The following is a 15,981-nucleotide window of genomic DNA, read 5'->3' on the forward strand; positions in this document are numbered from 1 at the left end:
TTGAATGAACTCCTTCCCTGGTCAGATAATCCTTTCAGTTAAAAATCCCCCATTTTTAGTGTTGGTTGGTAAAGCAAGGTGAGATGACCGGATGCTTACTGCGGTATGGAAACCCGCCGGCTTGTAGAACGGCACGCCGGCAAAAAGGTCATAACTGAGCCGGCGCCACAACGTACCGCGCACGCCCAGCGCACCACCGGCCAGTTGATGACCGACGAGATAACGGGTGCCCGGGCCATCCACCCGACCGTAGTCCAGCGCCCAGTACAGTTCGTGACCGCGCGACAGGACATTCCAGGCCAGCTCATGACGCCAGAGCAGCCCCCTTTCGCCGGACAAGGACTGTTCACCGTCAAACCCGCGCACGGTATAACGCCCAGCAATCGCCATCCGGTCCTGTGGGGTCAGCGGATTGGCGCTCCACTGCCCGCGCAGTTTGGTGTAATAACGCCAGGGCTGTTTCCCCCAGTGAAAAGGCACATTCAGGCTGATATCGCCCAGGACCATGCCCGTGCGGGCGCTGCCCCGGTGATCGGCTTCTTCCGGTGCCGGCAGCGCCCCGAATGCACCGGTGCCCCGCCGCCAGTTAAGGCTGGCGTCCAGCGTGGCGTTGCCGAGGTAACTGCGCTGGCTGAGTCCCAGCTCCCAGCCGGCGGTACGCCGGTGTTGCTGCTCTATCTCGATATCCCCCACGGCATTGGTGGAATGGCGGCGGAAGACGCGCATATTGAGAGTGGTTTTATGCAACTGATTGCGGAACAGCAGCCGGGATACCGTGAACTGCACATTCTCGCTTCGGCCGCTGTAGGCCAGTATTTCGTTGGCATTGGCGATATTCTGGTGGTAGGTGTAATCGTTATAATTCGCAGAAAAAGTCCAGTAACCGAGCGGGAAGAGGTAGTTCACGGTACGGGAGCGGTTACCGAACGGGCCATAATCAAACAGATCCTTGCCGATGTTGGCATAGAACAGATCGTTCTGGGCAAACGGCGCGTCAATCGCCAGGGTCGCCGATCCCAGATAGCGGCCGGTGCTTTTGGCCCCGCTGTCATCCAGTCCCAGACTGAGCCGGATCGGGCGGCCAGCTTTCCAGCTCACTAACAGGTCACTAGTGGCCTCCTGCTGACCGGGCACGATTTTAATGTCAGCCTCCGCACTCGGCACCCGTTTGAAATTCTCCAGGGCCTGCTCGATATCACGCAGGTTCAGAATATCGCCGGAGGCGGCCGGCATCGCATTCCACAGCCGTCCGCGCCAGGACACCGGTTCCTCAAAACGGATATCGGCAATGCGACCGGGTTGGAGCGTCAGCGTCAGCACCCCCTGCGTCAAATCCTGCTCCTGCACCATCACGCGGGTGGTGACGTAACCTTTGGCCAGAATGGCATTCTGCACCTGGTTGCTGACCAGTAAAATGCCCTGTCCGCCCAGGCAACGCCCTTTCGCATCCGCGGCCGTGTCCAGCGCCCACTGAAAACGGCGGGCCGCATCCCCTTCTAACCGTAAGGTATGGATGGTAAAGCAGGGCTGTTCGTCAGCCGGATAATCCGACACATGCACGCCGGGTCGCGTGAGCCGGACATCGGTCTCCGGCGTCTGTTGCTGCTGTAACGCCTGCTGCCTTTCCTGTTGCCTGCGTTGCGCCTGATCATCCAGAGTCGCCGCCTGTTGCGCTTGGTGATCAGAAAAAGGCACTGCCAGCCCCACTGACGGGGAATTGACCGCCGGCCTTTGTGCCTGCTGTTGCTGTTGATGAATCAGGGGGGTGTTATCTGCCTGTACGGGCTGAATGGCGAATATCGCCCATCCGACCAATCCGGTGATCACCCTGCCGGGCGTTACCGTTGTCCTCGTTGCCATAATCGAACTCACCAGATACTTAATCGTTGGTAAACTATTTTGGGGGAAATTTGAGATAGGCAATTATGGTCAGGAATGATTTATTTTCAAGCTAACTGATCGCATTTAGACCAATTAGGCGTGTATCTGGTTTATTTAACTATAAATAGGCAACAAAACGGCAATTAATGAACATTCATCAACCCTGTTTTGCAGGCTCTTAAGTCGATTGCTCTGATCGTTGGAACGGAAATAAGTGAAAAATTGACTTATATGATCAGAAAACATAATGATTTTGATGAAATTCAGAATAGTCTTAAGGGACAGACCGTCCCCTCCTGAACAATAAAAACATCCTGCCCGGCTATTTTCCTCCGGACAGAATTTTCTGCGTCGCCACCTGCCCCAGCATGCCGGCTGATTACCTTGCCTGTGCCACACCCTGATTCATCATGCCGGCGATATCTCCCATCCGGACGCCCGCCCAGGCCAGTGCGCCCAGCCAGACCATCGGCAGGACAATAAACAGGGTGCCCATCACCAGCCCCATCATTAAATCATCGGACGTGTTCTGAAACCCCGCCAGATTGGACAGGCTATGGGTTTCTGAACCATACAGTGCATCCAGCAGATAGCTGTCCAGCCAGCGGGCTAGTTCCCACCAGAACGTGAGAAAATTCAGCGCAAAAATCACACAGGTCAGTGTCAACACCGTCCTGAATTCATACGCGGCCAACAACAGGAGCAATGGCAGCAGGATATACAGCGCCATCAGGATCACCGCCTGCACCATCGGCAACGCCTGGCGTACCGCATCAAACATCGGGTAAGCGATCAGTCCCCCCAACAACGCCCCTGCCGTCGCCCCTGTCCGGCTGGAGCGGTCCCAGAGCGTGAAGTCAGCATTGCCACCATACCCCGCATACACATAACCGTCCTGCGAGACCGTCAGATTGACGGGACTGACCAGTCGACGGATCACCGCTTCTTTATATTCCCCTGTTTCCTTTCCCGTCATTTTGAGGGCGGCTGACAGACGCAGCCACAATCCCGGATCGGCCTGCGCCATCACCCGGGCTTCCAGTCCCGTTTTGGGGGTTGACCACCACGCTCTACACGTGGGATAACCGCCCTGCCCCGTATTCGGTCGGCCGCTGTCCCGGCGCTCATTCCACGGAAAATGGGTCCGGGGTGTCCGCGATTGCAGGGTATGGTAATCACCCGACAGGAATGTTGAACTGCCCAGCCATTCGATATCATGCAGCGTGGCGGGATCGGGAGTTTGTCCCTGATCTTGCTGTTTCCACTGATAAAGTGCTAAGGCATAACAATCGTGAGTGAAATCCTGTAACTCGGCGGCCAGTGCCGGATTGCTGATGCGGGTGTGCTGCACCTCAAAACGCAGTTGTCTCAAATCTGGCCGGCAGGGAATGGACGCGACGGCGGCCTGCGTCAGGCCTTTTGACAACCGGTGCACCACCGCCCACCATATTGGTACGGCAGCCGTCTGATTGTTCAGACTGGACATGACCGGGGCATAGCCACTTTCATTGGGTGCCTGTGGTGTCCAGGTGCCGCAGCTTTTGGCTCTGGACTGATCATACTGAAGGGTGCTGAGGCTGACATTGACCAGCGGTACACCGCAGGCAACCATCACAAAAAAGGCGCTGTACAGGGTATTTTCGATACGGGACAGGGACTGCAATCCACGATGGCCGTCTTCCTCGCTTTCTTCCCTGATTTTCAGCCAGAGGGCAATCACCTTTATCACCAGGGGCAGTGAAAACAACCCGGTGGCCATCAATATCTGCCACAGGCCATTGTTGACCACCCAGCCCAGTAAGGTCAGAAAATATTCCAGATAGCTGTTGGTCGTCATGCCGTTTCCCCCTGACTGTCTGACAGGGCATATTCACACAGCAGCATAAACAGCAGGCTGGCGAGCATCATACGAATTAAGTAAGGACGGTATTCCGGTTGGTATTTTACCCTTTGCCAGATTTTCCCACTGCACCAGCCCAGCGCAAGATACAGGCATAAGCGCCAGACCCGCCAGACCGGTCCGGTTTTCTCCATCCAGTGATGCAGGGCCGACGCTTTTTCAGGATGACTGAGTCCTGCCCAGCCTGCGAGGCAGGTAATTACGACCATCACCATGATGACCATGACTGTTTTCAATAACCGGGCAAAACGCGATGATTTTGTCGTTTCAGCCATGATGCCCCTTACCGCTGTTGACGCTGGGGCATGCCCAACTGATGAAAACGGGCATCGGTATTTTCCGGCATCTGTTTCTGCGGATGCGCTTCTATACGACGGTTTTCCCGTTCAATAATGGTCAGGATGGCATTGCGGGACAGCTCACGTTTCAGCAGCATCTCATTTTTCAGTGCGTTGATTTCCCGGTCCAGTGCAGTAATCCGTCGTTCACCTTCCGCCATCGCCTCCGGCTGGGCGGCTGCATTCGGCTCTGACAGGCCGGTGACTAACATCCGGCGCATCAGCAGCGCGGTTTCTGTCGTCTCCGCCATCGCCAGTTCGCCGGCCAGACGCGCCGTCAGTGCCGCACTGTCCGGGTCCCGTTGCAATGCCTCAATCACCCCTTTCGTCACGGGCAGGCTGCCGGTTTTCAGTTTCGCCAGATTGGCGGCCGTGGGTTGTTCGGTACCATTGACCAGTTTCACCAGCTGTTCAATATTGGTTTGGGTACTCTCTTCCAGCATCGGCGCAAAGCCGGTGCCGGCTACCGTGGCACCCGGTTGTTGGGTGTCGCCCCCGCTGGTACATTCCGAAGCATTGGCACAGGTGCGGATAGCCTTGTCCCCGAGGACTTTCACCACTGCTTCCGCCGCTTCTGTGGCCGTCTGAAATTTGCTGCACGCCCCGCCCGCACAGCGTTGCCGGCTGACAGCCGCAGTACTGAGTACCGGTTGATTGTTCATCATATTAAACCCCGCGCTGACTAAATCACGGGTCGGCCGGATGGCATTCTGCCCCCTGCCGCCCTGCTTTCTCCCGCCAATCCACTGATGCCCGCCCGTACCGGTGGCTTTGGTGCCGGCGTTATTGACCCTGACCGCATCCGCATCACCGCTGTTAACCAGCGTTTTGTATTCCTGTATGGCAGCGGATTGGGTCCATTTATTCGATTCCGTAAAATTCATCATGCGCGTTGCCATGTTCTGGCAGTTGAACTGCGCCTTGTCGAACGCGACATTGGCCTGCAATACCCCATTGGTCAGCATGTCATACAGACCGGGATTAGCGCGCTGGATAATCATCGCGGGCAGACTCGCTACGGCACCGGTGGCACCCTGTATCACGTCACTCATCAGGTTCTTAAACCCGGCCGTGATACCGTTCAGTTGATTGCCTACCGTGGTTTTCAAATCAAAGTTGCCGCACATCAAATCGGAGCTCCAGCCGAGTTCCAGTCCGGCCAGTTTTTTCAGGGAACCCCGGGTGGCCGGCTGGGAAATCACCGAGCCGCCCCCCAGGGTATAAAACAGCGTATCGGAGACGGCACCGGTCACATCCGCCCCGTAGCCCAGCGCACTGTGATTCACCTGGGGCAGGGATACCGACAGGACGGAGGAGTCTCCCTGTGCAGACGCCGTTGCCATCCAGCCCGCTATCAGCAGTAAAGCCGTTCTTTTCGTCATGGGTGTCCTTTTCAGAGTGTCTTTTTCAGAATGTGGTACTGCCCAGAAAACGCTGTCCCCGGCGCTGACAGCAACTGTAGGGTTGCCACAGGGCATACGCCTGATTGCCCTGCACGTCCGACGTGTGCTCCCCGTCAGGAAATACGGCACAGGATGAACTTAAATGCGGTGACAAGCGCTGCCACCGGTGATTTTTTGTCCCGCTATTTTCTGTCACCGGTCCGGGTGGCCAATAACCGTCAGCCCGCTGCCCCTGCAATGCCTGATAGACATGGGGCTGTCCGGCACGGGTGATGATATCCGCCACCCGCTGGGCAACGACGGCAGACGCCTTGTCATCATCTCCCTGGCTGACAAACCCGGAACGCGGATAAATATTGCCCCACAGATTGCCCGCCATCATGTTGCCCAGCTCCCGCTGACCGGGGATAAGTGCTTCGGGATAGAATGATTCCGGCAGACCACTGCGCCACGCCACCGTATCCAGCGTACTCAGAAAATACGGCATCAGCGGTGTAGCGACACTGCGGCAGGAGTAACCCGGAATACTCCCGCCCATCAGGGTGGGGGCCGGGTGCCCTATCGCATCGGCGTATTTGAAACGCAGACGGGTACTGCGTTGCCCTGAAATTTTGACATTGTGATCACCCCCGCCCGTACTCAGGTGAGAGAACGCCCCCGTGACTGCATTTTCTGCCCCACCGGATAGCTGGCTGACCTGCGCCATTTCTGACCACGGGTTGCCGCCGGCAGCGTGATACGTGGAGACCACGGCTTCGGGGAGATAATGGCTGACCCTGACCGACGTTTTCACCGTACAGCCATGCCAGGTGCAGAACAGCCAGTAACAGATACCGCTGACCCGCCAGCTGAGGCAGGAAGGGGAAACACTGCCGGCAATGATTTGGGCTGTGTTTATTGATGCCTGCACGGCGGGTGAAAATGCGGCCATCAGGGTGATGACCATCGGAAAAGAAGCAAGGCGCACAGGCAGACAGGCATTCATGGTTGATTTTGCTCCCTGAGGGCATGGGCTTTTGCCACATCCGCCGTGCCATACACCACGTCCCGGTCATCAAAAACCACGGCCGGGTATTTGCGCACCCCGGATTGCCAGGCATTAACAACGCCACGGTAGGCTTCAATAACTTGTTGTTCCTGTTGATGCCACCGGGGAGATTGCAGCAGGGCTTGTGCCTGGATTGCGGCCTGTCGGGGATTGGCCGGAAGACGGGCAAAATGCTGCTGCCGGAACTGTTCCGGTGCATCCAGCCAGACAATGTTGGTATCAGGAGCAGGATGGACAGGAGGATGCCGGCTGTCGGTATAGACCACCGTTTTCGCACTGATGGCAAAGGAGGCCACCCCTCCCAGCAAAAATAATAAATACCTTTTTCTCATCACCCCATTCCTGTCGCCAAAAACAGAGGGAAAGCGTGCGGAAAAAACGGAGAAAAGTCAGCAGACAATTCATTTTTGCAAAATGGAAAAAACACCCAGCAGAAATTTATAGCCACCAGGAAAAGGGGAAACCATCGCATCAATATATAAAAGTAAGATTAGAGAAGGGGAGCAGGATGCAACTAGTTCTGACACCCCTCTCTTTATAAAGAAGAACCCTGGTGTGGCTTAGAGGATAATTTTATACTGGGATTATTTTCACGCTCATAATTATTTATAATTATTAATGCATTGAGATAACTTAACAGCGTGATGACGGATTAAACACTCATGATGTCATCAGGTCAACAGAAAAGTAGTCAAAAAGAACATTAATTTGTACACTTTTTGCGTATTATCATATTTTTTATAGAAAAAACTTACTATTAAAACTATTCTGATAAAAAGGTATATTGAAAAATATTATGGAAATACGCGGTTTAATCAGGTAATGTTTGGATAAAAAATGTAGCAGAATATATTCTCTCTCAAGATGAAAACATCAAGAATAAAAAGAAAAACTAATATTATTAGTAATATTGAGTACATGATGAGAAAAAGTGGTGAGAACAAATCCTCACTGGCTATGCGCTCTGGTGTTACAAGAACCACGCTCTATAAAATTCTTGACGGTCAAATCAACAAAGTTCAACACTCAACTATCACTCGAATTGCAGATTTTTTCGGCGTCAGATGCGATGTCATTGAACACTGTGATTTAGAAGAGCTTGATCGAATAGACAATACACTTTCAGTTGAGGGCAACAAAAATCCATCCGCTATTCCACTCATTCCCCAGTCAGAAGTGTTATCCAGTATGGATGTCCGGATTGGACAGCTAATCATGAAATATCCGGTAACATGGGCTTTCGAAGAAGGATCAAATCTGATTGGACTTACGGTAGAGACTGAAATCAGTAAAACATTTTTCCCCGGTGATACATTAATCATTAAGCGTAATGCGACACCGGTTAAGAACCCGCCATCATTAATATACACCCCTGAAAAGGGATTTTATCTCCATGATTTGTTTGATCGTACAAAAAAGGATCTGACAATAAACGAGAAATTAATTGGGACAATAATTGAAGAACGCATTTCGTGAGAAAAGGAGCATTAACGGTGTCAGGTAACCAAAAATATAAACTTCTGGGTTTCAGTCGCTCTTCTGATGCAATCAGGGCTAATATCATGATCCTGTCTACAGGGAAACGTATTAGCATACCATTGCAGGAATTGGAAAGCAGTCAGGTTTCAGAAGATCTAAACAGAAATGAACTCAGAGAGGTCTATCGCCGTATTTATGGAGGTGCTGAGACGGTAACTGCATATGATCTCACTGATCGGCACGAACGTTCCTGGTTCGCCTATCTGGTGATTACCCTTTCTCTTGCCGTTATCTATATTTTTTGTACGATCACCGGAATAAAGCCGATAAGTATTCCCTATATTAATATGGTTATACCGCCAGCCGTTTTCTTTTATCCTTTCACATTTCTCCTGGTTGACATATTAAATGAATTCTATGGCCTGCGTCTGGCCAGAAAAGCGATTCTTTTTTCGTTTATTGCTAATATCCTCTTTGTCCTCGGGCTCATGTTCACAGCAACACTTCCGGGTCTTAAAGCGTGGGGATTAGGCGAAGCCTATACTGAAATAGTACACAGCATTGCGGCTGTCCTCGTTGCATCTTCAGTCGCTTATATTGTCTCTGAGAATGTCAACTCGTGGTTATTATGCAAAATAAAAGAGCTTACCAACTCCCGCTATCTTTTTATTCGCGTCATCACCAGCACGACCATTGCTGCCGCACTGGACAGTATTATTTTTTGTACACTCGCATTTTATAATACGCTTGATGCCGATACGATTAAATCAATTATTTTTTCTCAGTTCATTATCAAAATGGCCTACGCCATTGTGGGCGTCGGGCCTATTTATGGTGCCCGGGCATTGTTCAGAAAATATATAAACGTATAACAGAGAAATAACAATGGATATTAAAGAGTCACTGACCTTACTTGGAACAAAAACAGATTATATACAAAGTTATTCCCCGGAATTACTTGAAACCCTCCCACGGTCACTCGGCCGAAATGATATCGGTATAAACTCTGATTCATTGCCATTCCAGGGTTTTGACCTTTGGACAGCCTGGGAAATTTCCTGGCTGAATGGGAAAGGAAAGCCCGTAGTCGCCATAGGGGAATTTATCATCCCGGCAACCAGCCCCGGATTGATTGAATCTAAATCATTCAAACTGTATCTCAACAGTTTCAACCAGACTAAGTTTGAAACAACGGATGATGTAGCCCACGCGATGAAGAAAGATCTTTCTCTGATAGCGGGCCAATCAGTAGACGTTAAACTTTACTCCCACCTCGATGGATACTGCCACGAAATCAGTCAGCTCTCTGGTCAATTACTGGATGATCTGGATATAGAGATCGAAAGTTATGACTTTGATGCAACGGTACTGGCAGATGCCGCTTCCGTGAGAAATAATATTGTATGCGAAACACTCCACTCAAATCTCCTGAAATCAAATTGCCTGGTGACAAACCAGCCAGACTGGGGCAGCGTTATTATTCAATATGAGGGCGCAAAGATTGATCATGAAAAATTACTGCGCTACCTCATCTCATTCAGAACACACAACGAATTTCATGAACAATGTGTGGAGCGTATTTATAGCGATATTATGCGTTACTGCCAGCCGGAGAAACTCACCGTTTTTGCACGTTATACAAGACGTGGTGGTCTGGATATCAATCCGTTCAGGAGTAATTGCGAGAATACTCCCCTGACAGGACGACTTATCCGCCAGTAAAAAGAAATATCGAGCAGGGCGAAATGTCACCGCCTCGCCCTGCCCGCAAAAATCGTCTCTGTCTCCTGCCGGGTTTTGTATATGCCCAATAAACCTGAAGATGCGTGATAAATAACTTATATCACATTGATTGAAACTGACTGTTTATCAAGACAAATCTGCATCTTGAAGTTAAACGGGTATAATCACCCTTGTACGCTATTCCACATGTTTGCTACAACAACTACTGACCACACGCAAAGGCCGTCATCGCCCAGGCATTGCGCGTCCATCTGCCCGTCCCTGCCTAAGACGCCCATTTTGCCAGGTGTTCTGCTGAGCCTGAGCTGGCAGCAAGGTAATCCGTTGATGTTACATAAAATTCCCGCATCCAGCCGTCATAAAGATAAAAATTACCCCATTCCTCATAGAACCGTTCAAGGGAATACCTGAACGCAATCTGACTGCCGAGTGATTGACAAATCTGTTTCGCATCAGAATAAAAGTCTTCCGTCACCACCGCCTTCCGGCTGATTAACCGAACTGTGGCTTCACCCTGACCGCCTGTCCGCACCTGCTCATCGACCAACTGCCCGTTATCCACCGACCATTTCACTTCGGTATTGGTGACGGGCCGGTCAGCCGCATCACGCACTTTAACGGTGTACAGCACATTATCCTGATCATCCGCAATGGCAGTGTGTTTATCGTAAGGCTCCGGTGAACTCACCTTGTTCCTGTCATTCGGCTCATGCACGCTACGGCTTTTTATCTTTTATATTTGGAAAGGGGCAAACTCAAGCGTGCTTATCTGTGGACTTATGTGACAGCACGGGATAATCCCCCTGCGGTTGATGTACTACGAATTGCATCCGGGTCGCAGTGGCTGTTATGCCAAATCCTGACTGCAAAACTAGCTGTTTGCGGGATCGTTAATGGCCGGACAGCGGGCTGCGATGGTGATGAGTTTATTAGAAACCGCCAAAGCGAACGGTCATGATCCCCAGGTTTGGTTGCAAGATGTCCTCCGCCGATTACCTACCTGGCCGAACAACCGCTTGAATGAACTCCTTCCCTGGCCTGAAAACCGTTTAGCTAAATCCCACTTTGTTCTTATCTGGCAAAGCAAGGTGAAATCACCAGAGCCTTACACATAAACGAAAAAAGGGTCAGTCTTTTGAATACACGGTCGGGCGAGATCAGAACGTATTGACGGGATGAGAACCCTGAAATTTTTTCTGAAACAACACCCAAAATAGAATTGGGATGTTGTTTATCAACCAACCGGAAACCTGTTTTTAACTGACTCAATTAAAAACGGTAGCCGACTCCAACCGTCCATGTTCCTACTTTAACATCACCCGGTTTGGCATGTTCGTATGAAACATCAACTGCGATATTTGGATGCGGGTTAAATTGCAAACCTGCACCATATGCAACAGATGCTTCATCTTGGCTGTCGGTACTTACCGTGTAGCTGCGACCAAGGAAAGTTGTAGTTTGTGTTCCTGTGATTTTTCCAGCAGCAGCACCAACTAAAGCATATGCACTCACATACTCATTAAAGCGGTAAGACGGCCCTGCCATTAGCGAAGCATACTCAACTTTGCCAGTAATGTTATTCACGGTATTACTGTAAGATTTTTCGGTGCGGGTGTAAGAACCAATGATGCCCAGACGATCATTAAATTCGTAACGGTATTTCAGGTTAAATCCTTTTGGCTTATCGAATATTTCCTTGAAAGACTCATCACTCATTTTGCTCTGTGCATAACCTACTGAGATAGTGTTGTGCTCGTTAGCATTTGCTGTTAATGAAGTTATGGATAGTCCAGCCAAAATTGCTGAAATAAATAGAGTTTTTTTCATCTTTTACTTATCTCGATATGTTACATTGCATATTGTGTGTGATGTTCGTTGATGCATAAAGCGGCGGGATTTTATATTATCACTGAAATCAATACAACGGGAATATTAACCAAGAAAAACTAATTATTCAGATTATAACCATTGATATAAGTTAATAATATTATTATCTCATTGATCTAACTACTGAAAAAAGATGATGGCACACTACTTCATTTCTGATACTTGAGCGTACCAATGACGGTCGGGCAATTGCCATGGTTACAGGGGATTAGGCTCGGACGTAATCCCCACCAGAAATCGGCCATCACCCGAAAGTTTATTAGCCAGGACATTTTTCGGCGTCAGCCACTATTTTGTGAAATCCAGAATACGACCATTGGGCAGATTGGCTCGCAGACTTTTGGCGGCTATGCCGTTGAATGTACGGTCACCAAAATTTGCAGTCAGTACTGAACCGTCGCTAAAAGTCGTTTGTTGTACGAATCCTTTTTGATCCAGCCAGCGAAAATCGATCAACGCTTTATCCCATAGTGCCTGATGCAGAGGGCGGAACTTCGCATCTGCCTTTATTATTTCAGGTAACCGTGCCTTCAGGGTACTACGGTTGAGATTGAACAGTGGAGGCGTGTTATATAACTGGCTTAGCAACTCACGCGTCGTTTTGACATCACTAAATTTGAGGTTGTCGTAAGTCCAGTGATGGGAGCTGATCACCGCATCATGAAAAACAGCCTGATACAACGGCAGACGATAGCGCGGATCGAACTCGACGGTGAGATAGGGCTGTTTCACCTTCGCAGGGCGAAAGAAAGTAGCTGGTTGTGCATTGGGCCACCAGGCGCCAAGATAATAAGGCGATTTTTTGTCCTGATGCATATCCTTATCACCCCACCCAAAACCCCAGGTTTCCATGCCGTGGGCAAACATGATGTGGCGGGCAGTCACCGCATTTCCGTCTTCAGATCCTAACGGTAATTTGAGCGTATTGCTGTACCAGGCCATCCGGGCATTGCGGGCATCAGCCATCTGAGCTGCACCTGTCGGATGCTCTGGCTGGTAGTCGTCTGAAACCATGCCTGTACCATCAACATCCAAGAACAGACTGTTCAGTCCGGCCAGTTGTGTTAACTCCCGCATACGTTGCTGCGAATAGGGCAACATACACGCAGGGTTAAGATAGTAACCCTCCCCACGGAAACCGGGTTTTTTACTGCCATCGGCCCGTACTATGGCACATTTCTCCCGTAATTTACCGGGCAACTGGGCGGTAAGCCAGCTGTCATTAATACCTGGCGGGATGCCTGTGTCATAGGAGTCATAACTGGCGATCAAATAACCTGATTTTTTTGCATTCGCCACGGCTTCCGGATGCAGGAACTCGGCAGTCCAGTTATCCGTACCCAACCATAACTGGGGTAACCCGGCCTGATGCAATAATTCAATGACCTGTTTAGACAACCCCGGCCCCCAACTGTCCGGAGGTGCGAGATAAGCTCCAAGCTGGTGCTGTGCCAGTTGACGCACTTTAACTGCCCGCTGCTGCTGTGCCAGCAGAAACGTATCCTGATCTGGTGACGCGTTCAGGGGTACCAGTGCCACAAGAGCATTATTGATGGCTTCAATAAGTGATTGCTTCTGCCAGCCTTCAGGCTCGCGACCTTGCAGCTGTTGTATCACTTTATTTGCTTCAGTACCCATGTTCTGCCAAAGTGCTGCCCCTTCGGAAGTTTGCAGATAACTGACCAGTCCCACCCAGTTTTTCACGTCTTCCTGAGCCAATAACATACTGCCCCACAGATAAATATGTGTTGCACCTACCAGTTTCTTACCTTCAGGAGCAATCTTGATTTTATCGCGTAAGGAACTGAACTGACCGCTTTGTTGCAAGTATTCACGATAACGTATCGCACCCGATAGAGGCGTGTTACCAACATGCAGCAGGACTTCGAAAGGCTGCTGTTGGTTAAAGCGATTGAACTTATGGATGCTTTGCATCTGTAAATGCGTATTGGTTTTACTGAATGAGACCTCATTGCTGAACGGTGTCAGCAGCAACCAGCTGTAAATTTTGCCCTTTTGTTCCTGACTCCATAGTGGCAACTTCAGATCAAAGTTAGTGTCCAGAGGGGTCTGCTCTTTGACCAGATAGGATTGCCATACGGTGTTATCAAGAGGAATTCGGCTACCTTCTCCAAGAGGTAGTAGCAGCGCACTGGCCTGTGACGGTAAAGTGAACCAGTTAAGTATTTGTGGATGTTTACTGGTGAAGTTCAGACGAAGATCATTACCTTCCAGTCTGGCGGTAATTTGTATACTGCGCTTCGGCCAGTGCCAGTTTGCCGAGGCAGAGGAATATTTTAATTCACTGACTTTTTGTGGTATTTGAGGTAAGTTTACCACAGCGCTATCAACGCTAATTTGTAGCGTTGCCGGGTCAATATCGAATTGTACAGTTCCCTGCTGTAATCGGACGGCGCTGGCAGGAGAGCAATAAAGAAAGATGAGGCTAACAAGTGAAGCCATACACATACAGGACTTTTTCATAAAGTGATTTGCACCGCAAGATCAGAGAATGAGCCATAGTGTACTGTACAAATTATAACCCAACCATGAGTTTCAGAGAGATAGTCATATTTTTGAGCGTTGGCTCATATATTAAATACCCCCTTTAATAACAGGTAAAAAAAGAACGCTATTCAATACCGCTACTGACCACACGCAAATGCCGTCATCGCCCAGGCATTTCGAGTCCATCTACCCGTCCCTGCCCAAAACGCCCATTTTGCCAGATGTTCTGTTGAGCCTGAGCCGGCGGCAAGGTAATCCGTTGATGTTACATAAAATTCCCGCCACCAGCCGTCATAAAGATAAAAATTACCCCATTCCTCATAGAGCCATTCAAACGCGGTGTCTTTTAACGAAAAATGGCGGTCAAAAGGTAACGTCATACGGGCATTGCCATATTGATTAAACCAAGGTGTCAATGTTGATGTCACCGCAGACGATAACCGTTGTGCTGCCATCGTCTGCGCGGCTTCGAAAGGGGATTGTGACCGGGTGAGTTGTCTCCATTGTGAGGTGATTTCAGCCAGCGTTTGCGCATTCGTATTTTCATTTTTACGCTGCGGCACGGCCTGATTGTGAACACTGAGTAGTACGCCTAACAGGCCGATAATCAGGGACTTTGCCCCACTGAACAAAGAAGATTGGCTTTTTTGCAACACGGACATGTTACCCTTTTCACAAAATTTGAAAAGAACAGCATACCGAATAAAATGATAAATAAAGCCTGTTATTCTTTTTTAAAATTTAATAATTAACGAAAATAAATTAACAACTTGGATTCGCATATTAAGTGCAACACACTTATTTAGAATAAAATGATAAACAACAATTTTGTACAATACCTAACTTTTAGGGAGGGATATCGTTAATGTGAATTACGCACAAGAACTAAACAATGATATTTAACAACGATAACTTTTGGCTTAGGCAAGTCCCAGATTTGGAAGAAGGCTACCCTATCCGCCTAATCGACTTTTCTCTATATCGATACAAAGGAATTAAGTGCTTGTCAGAATTGCATTTCACTGATGAGTTCGAACAAGGATTTTGGGAAGGCAAAGCCGGTTATTGCAAAGAAGGTAAAATCAAGGCAAAGCGGTACCGTATAGTTGATTTGCAAGAGCATCGCTTTATTAACGGTTCCGGAGAAGTAACAGATTTCTAGGAGATAGACGGTTATGACTCAACTAATCGCAATGGCAGTTTTTGCCTTCGTGACCTCTATATCACCTGGGCCTGTAAACATATTAGCGACATTTACCGGAGCCAACTGTGGATATGTTCGGACTCTCCCACATATCACTGGCGCCACAATTGGCTTCGTATCGATTCTATTTCTGCTGGGTTTTGGATTATCTCAAGTCATAAATGAAGTGCCATACTTAACAGAAATCCTTACCTATATAGGCGGCTGTTTCTTGTTATACCTGGCATACAAAGTTGCTATGCAAAATCCAATGTCCGGCGATGGTCACGAACCAAAGACCCGTGCGCCATCACTTGTACAAGGAATGATGTGTCAATGGCTTAACCCAAAAGCATGGGTTGTGTCTTTAGCGGGTATATCCGTGTTTTTTAACAGCCGCGATGCAAATATTGATGAACTACTCCTGTTCTGTGGGATCTTTTTTATTGTTTGCTATGCATCAATCTCTGCTTGGGCTGTCTTGGGCGTCACGATTAGAACAGTTTTAGACAAACCTAAACACTTTAAGTTTTTCAATCTCTCTATGGGGCTATTGTTAGCCATTACTGTCCTATATACTTTTTTCATGTCAAGTTAAGAGAGTGCGAGCA

Annotated in this window: 15 protein-coding genes and 1 pseudogene; 6 read left to right on the forward strand and 10 right to left on the reverse strand. The window is 49.2% G+C overall.

Annotated elements, in window-relative coordinates; translation table 11 throughout:
- Positions 1–21: 21 nt before the first annotated feature.
- The 6 genes from Xbed_RS09620 to Xbed_RS09645 all read right to left on the reverse strand — a co-directional run bounded on the left by Xbed_RS09620 (position 22) and on the right by Xbed_RS09645 (position 6,902).
- Entirely contained in the window at positions 22–1,860 is a 1,839-nt protein-coding gene (locus tag Xbed_RS09620; RefSeq protein WP_244182456.1) for a ShlB/FhaC/HecB family hemolysin secretion/activation protein, read from the reverse strand.
- 400 nt (positions 1,861–2,260) lie between these two features.
- Positions 2,261–3,718 (reverse strand): conjugal transfer protein TraG N-terminal domain-containing protein, encoded by a 1,458-nt coding sequence (locus Xbed_RS09625; protein ID WP_086112718.1) that lies wholly within the window; start codon positions 3,716–3,718, stop codon positions 2,261–2,263.
- Positions 3,715–4,056, reverse strand: coding sequence for a hypothetical protein (locus tag Xbed_RS09630; protein ID WP_086112719.1), 342 nt, complete (start codon positions 4,054–4,056; stop codon positions 3,715–3,717). Before Xbed_RS09630 ends, Xbed_RS09625 begins: the two co-directional genes overlap by 4 nt.
- An 8-nt stretch (positions 4,057–4,064) precedes the next feature.
- Complete coding sequence (locus tag Xbed_RS09635; protein ID WP_086112720.1) at positions 4,065–5,501, reverse strand: integrating conjugative element protein; 1,437 nt, start codon at positions 5,499–5,501, stop codon at positions 4,065–4,067.
- Between the two features lie 25 nt (positions 5,502–5,526).
- Entirely contained in the window at positions 5,527–6,507 is a 981-nt protein-coding gene (locus Xbed_RS09640) for a TIGR03756 family integrating conjugative element protein (protein WP_086112721.1), read from the reverse strand.
- Positions 6,504–6,902 carry a TIGR03757 family integrating conjugative element protein gene (locus Xbed_RS09645; RefSeq protein WP_086112722.1) on the reverse strand — a complete coding sequence of 133 codons (399 nt, stop codon included), beginning with the start codon at positions 6,900–6,902 and terminating at the stop codon, positions 6,504–6,506. The genes Xbed_RS09640 and Xbed_RS09645 overlap by 4 nt, the downstream gene beginning before the upstream one ends.
- Positions 6,903–7,488: 586 nt before the next feature.
- Between Xbed_RS09645 and Xbed_RS09650 the strand changes: the two genes are divergently transcribed.
- The 3 genes from Xbed_RS09650 to queF are packed head-to-tail and all read left to right on the forward strand — an operon-like array spanning position 7,489 to position 9,771.
- The gene (locus tag Xbed_RS09650; protein WP_244182457.1) at positions 7,489–8,046 is read left to right on the forward strand and encodes a helix-turn-helix domain-containing protein; all 558 of its coding nucleotides are present in this window, start codon (positions 7,489–7,491) and stop codon (positions 8,044–8,046) included.
- Between the two features lie 17 nt (positions 8,047–8,063).
- Complete coding sequence (locus Xbed_RS09655; RefSeq protein ID WP_086112724.1) at positions 8,064–8,921, forward strand: queuosine precursor transporter; 858 nt, start codon at positions 8,064–8,066, stop codon at positions 8,919–8,921.
- A 13-nt stretch (positions 8,922–8,934) separates the two neighbouring features.
- On the forward strand, positions 8,935–9,771 hold the full coding sequence (queF, locus tag Xbed_RS09660) for an NADPH-dependent 7-cyano-7-deazaguanine reductase QueF (RefSeq protein WP_086112725.1): 837 nt from the start codon (positions 8,935–8,937) through the stop codon (positions 9,769–9,771).
- A 286-nt stretch (positions 9,772–10,057) separates the two neighbouring features.
- Here queF and Xbed_RS09665 read toward each other — a convergent pair whose 3' ends face one another.
- Positions 10,058–10,480: an Ig-like domain-containing protein gene (locus Xbed_RS09665; protein ID WP_086112726.1), complete on the reverse strand. Its 423-nt coding sequence runs from the start codon at positions 10,478–10,480 to the stop codon at positions 10,058–10,060.
- Positions 10,481–10,667: 187 nt separating this feature from the next.
- Between Xbed_RS09665 and Xbed_RS09670 the strand changes: the two are divergent.
- Positions 10,668–10,907, forward strand: a pseudogene (locus tag Xbed_RS09670) (transposase domain-containing protein); the annotation flags it as partial.
- Between the two features lie 154 nt (positions 10,908–11,061).
- On the opposite strand, the gene Xbed_RS09675 reads toward Xbed_RS09670, so the two are convergent.
- The 3 genes from Xbed_RS09675 to Xbed_RS09685 form a co-directional block, all read right to left on the reverse strand.
- The gene (locus tag Xbed_RS09675; protein ID WP_086112727.1) at positions 11,062–11,619 is read right to left on the reverse strand and encodes an Ail/Lom family outer membrane beta-barrel protein; all 558 of its coding nucleotides are present in this window, start codon (positions 11,617–11,619) and stop codon (positions 11,062–11,064) included.
- Positions 11,620–11,967: 348 nt separating this feature from the next.
- Positions 11,968–14,142, reverse strand: a complete 2,175-nt coding sequence (locus Xbed_RS09680; RefSeq protein ID WP_244182458.1) for a glycoside hydrolase — start codon at positions 14,140–14,142, stop codon at positions 11,968–11,970.
- Between the two features lie 182 nt (positions 14,143–14,324).
- On the reverse strand, positions 14,325–14,849 hold the full coding sequence (locus Xbed_RS09685) for an inverse autotransporter beta domain-containing protein (protein WP_086112729.1): 525 nt from the start codon (positions 14,847–14,849) through the stop codon (positions 14,325–14,327).
- A gap of 341 nt (positions 14,850–15,190) precedes the next feature.
- Here Xbed_RS09685 and Xbed_RS09690 point away from each other — a divergent pair, with 341 nt between their 5' ends.
- Positions 15,191–15,349 (forward strand): hypothetical protein, encoded by a 159-nt coding sequence (locus Xbed_RS09690; protein WP_208612222.1) that lies wholly within the window; start codon positions 15,191–15,193, stop codon positions 15,347–15,349.
- A 13-nt stretch (positions 15,350–15,362) separates the two neighbouring features.
- Positions 15,363–15,968, forward strand: a complete 606-nt coding sequence (locus Xbed_RS09695; RefSeq protein ID WP_086112730.1) for a LysE family translocator — start codon at positions 15,363–15,365, stop codon at positions 15,966–15,968.
- Positions 15,969–15,981: the final 13 nt, after the last annotated feature.

Source organism: Xenorhabdus beddingii (genome assembly GCF_002127545.1).
GTDB lineage: Bacteria > Pseudomonadota > Gammaproteobacteria > Enterobacterales > Enterobacteriaceae > Xenorhabdus > Xenorhabdus beddingii.